Below are 2121 nucleotides of genomic sequence, written 5' to 3'. Positions count from 1 at the left end.
CGGCCAGACCGAGCGGGTCAAGTCGGAGCTGCAAAAGCTCGTACCGATCACGCGGGCCGAGGCGGGCTGCATTCAATACGACCTGCACCAGGACAACGCCAACCCGGCCCACTTCCTGTTCTTCGAAATCTGGGAGTCCCGCGCCCTGTGGCAGAACCACATGTCCGCCCCGCACCTGCAAGTCTTCAAATCCGCCACCGAAGGCGCGATCGAAGCATTCACGCTTCACGAAATGACGCAGGTCAAATAACCCGCCGCATCATGCGCAGCGAACGACCCGGCGGATGGCCGACAAGGCACCTACCAGCATCTCCGGGAAAACGGGCAGGAGAAATAGCACGACGACGCCAACCAGCAGCAGAACGAGCTCGGGTTTCATTGCGGTCCGATTCAGATTAAGAGGGGTTATCTTAGAACATCCCTCGTTTCCCTTCGCTAATTTTCGTCGGTCCTCTCCATAAACATGGTCGATTTGTTTGGTTCCCTACTTCGCTCCCGCCCTCCAACAAACCTTCCTCTCGTCATCGAAGAACTGAAGCGTTGGCCGCTTGAGGTTGGCAATCCCGAGAAACACACGGACGAGTTGATCCTTGTCCTTGAAAAGTAGGAAGGGTTCGCTCCACTTGTTGCAGCCGAGCTTTACTGTGACTTCTCCCTTGGGGCTGTACATTTCGAATGCAGGGCCATAATCATCCGAGGCGTAGCGATACGATCGCAGGGCGGCCCGTTCGTTGCCCTCTCCGTCACGATACACAAGGTAGGGATTGCCGTGTTTTGAGCCCAATTCAAGAACCGTCCGGCCGGCGTTGTTAACGATTTGCAGCGATTCAGCTCTTAAGACTGAAGGGTCGGCCCTGACTTCGTCATCCGCGCTAGCGCGTTCAAGCCACGGGAGTCTCGCCAGAACGTGTACGCCTAGCGACATTAGCACCAGTAATGTCAGGATTGAACATCGTCGTCTAAGCCGGACAATGTCATGCTCCATCATCGCGATGTTAGATTCTCCGCAGCCCTTCCCGTCGTCAAACTTCTTCATGGAAGCCTCCTTAGATACCCGAATTATTCATCAACCTAAGTAATAGAATTGTATCGTAAGCTGGTGGCAGTTCCCTTCTTAACGACGTATTGACCTGCAGCTGTATCGGCCTCCCGTCAGGCACACTCAGCGCGACTATCCATTGAACCTCGTCGGGCTGGTCCTCAATCGCCGGGAACTATTTCATGCAAACCCGATCCATGAGCACAGGCTCCAAAGCTGGTTGCCTTCCCCCAAGAATCGTGAGCTTAAGCTCGAATTAGATTAGGTATTAGCGGAAACGCGGTGAAGCTTCTCATGGATCGTCTCGCCGCACTCCGGACAAACACCGGATGCATTCCCAATCAGAAGATACCCGCACCGGGCACAACTCAGCGCCTGCCCCTTGAGCAGTCGCCTTCGCCTCGAATGCAAGTAGCAGACGCCCGCGATGAGCAAGCCGTGAGCCATCACGATCTGCCAGATGGGAATGGTAACAGCGAGGCCCGATTCCCTCACTGCGCCGGGGTAGGCGTAAATCGTGGAATTGTGAACCGAAGCATCAAATCCCAGAAACTGAATCGAGTGGACCCGGTCTTGGTCAGCACGGTCCCCTGTCATTGTCCATGCCCGGGTAATCGAGAAACAAACCCGCTTGCCTGACAGGTGCAGGTCCCAGTTGCCGCCAAGATCGAGTAAGTCCTTGGTCCCGTTTGTCGTCCAAAAAAACCCAAACACCAGCAGAGCCAGAAATGCCGCCGTCGAGAGGATCAAGAGGATCACGGCCATCCGATTCACGAACGCCACTCCGATGTTTCATCGAACTCGCGAAAACCTACTGCGATGAGGGGTCTTCTTGACTTGTTGGGGTTACCTCGGCTTGTCCTTATACCGTGCCAACAACTCCAGAGTTCGTTCCCGAATCGCCTCAACATCATGGCCCAGCCGCTTCAGCAATTCGATCTGAACCTCCTCCGGATTTTCAAGCAGCGCGTAGAGGAAGTGTTCCGTGCCGATTGAGTCATGACCCATCCGCATCGCGACTTCGACTGTTCGCATCATCATTTTCTTCGCGCGCGGCGTCATCGGCAGCTTCACGCGCTCCT

The 2121-nt window shown here is 55.3% G+C and carries 4 protein-coding genes; 1 reads left to right on the top strand and 3 read right to left on the bottom strand.

The window, feature by feature from the left end; translation table 11 throughout:
• A partial coding sequence (locus ACOSYY_RS18000) for a putative quinol monooxygenase (RefSeq protein WP_421664216.1) occupies positions 1 to 250 on the top strand: 250 nt, incomplete at its 5' end.
• 234 nt (positions 251 to 484) lie between these two features.
• Here the strand turns inward: ACOSYY_RS18000 and ACOSYY_RS17995 are convergent.
• The 3 genes from ACOSYY_RS17995 to ACOSYY_RS17985 all read right to left on the bottom strand — a co-directional run.
• Positions 485 to 1036, bottom strand: coding sequence for a hypothetical protein (locus ACOSYY_RS17995; RefSeq protein ID WP_421664214.1), 552 nt, complete (start codon positions 1034 to 1036; stop codon positions 485 to 487).
• A 264-nt stretch (positions 1037 to 1300) separates the two neighbouring features.
• Positions 1301 to 1813 carry a hypothetical protein gene (locus ACOSYY_RS17990; protein WP_421664213.1) on the bottom strand — a complete coding sequence of 171 codons (513 nt, stop codon included), beginning with the start codon at positions 1811 to 1813 and terminating at the stop codon, positions 1301 to 1303.
• A gap of 72 nt (positions 1814 to 1885) precedes the next feature.
• A partial coding sequence (locus ACOSYY_RS17985; RefSeq protein WP_421664211.1) for a Clp protease N-terminal domain-containing protein occupies positions 1886 to 2121 on the bottom strand: 236 nt, incomplete at its 5' end.

The sequence above is a fragment of the Nitrospira sp. BLG_2 genome (assembly GCF_049222245.1).
Note: the sequence above shows the minus strand (reverse complement) of the source record. Positions and strands in the feature narration are given on the sequence as shown.

What these genes read in the sequence shown, in the direction of transcription:
- ACOSYY_RS17995 (WP_421664214.1), bottom strand. Translation starts at nt 1,036, where the DNA reads ATGAAGAAGTTTGACGACGGGAAGGGCTGCGGAGAATCTAACATCGCG.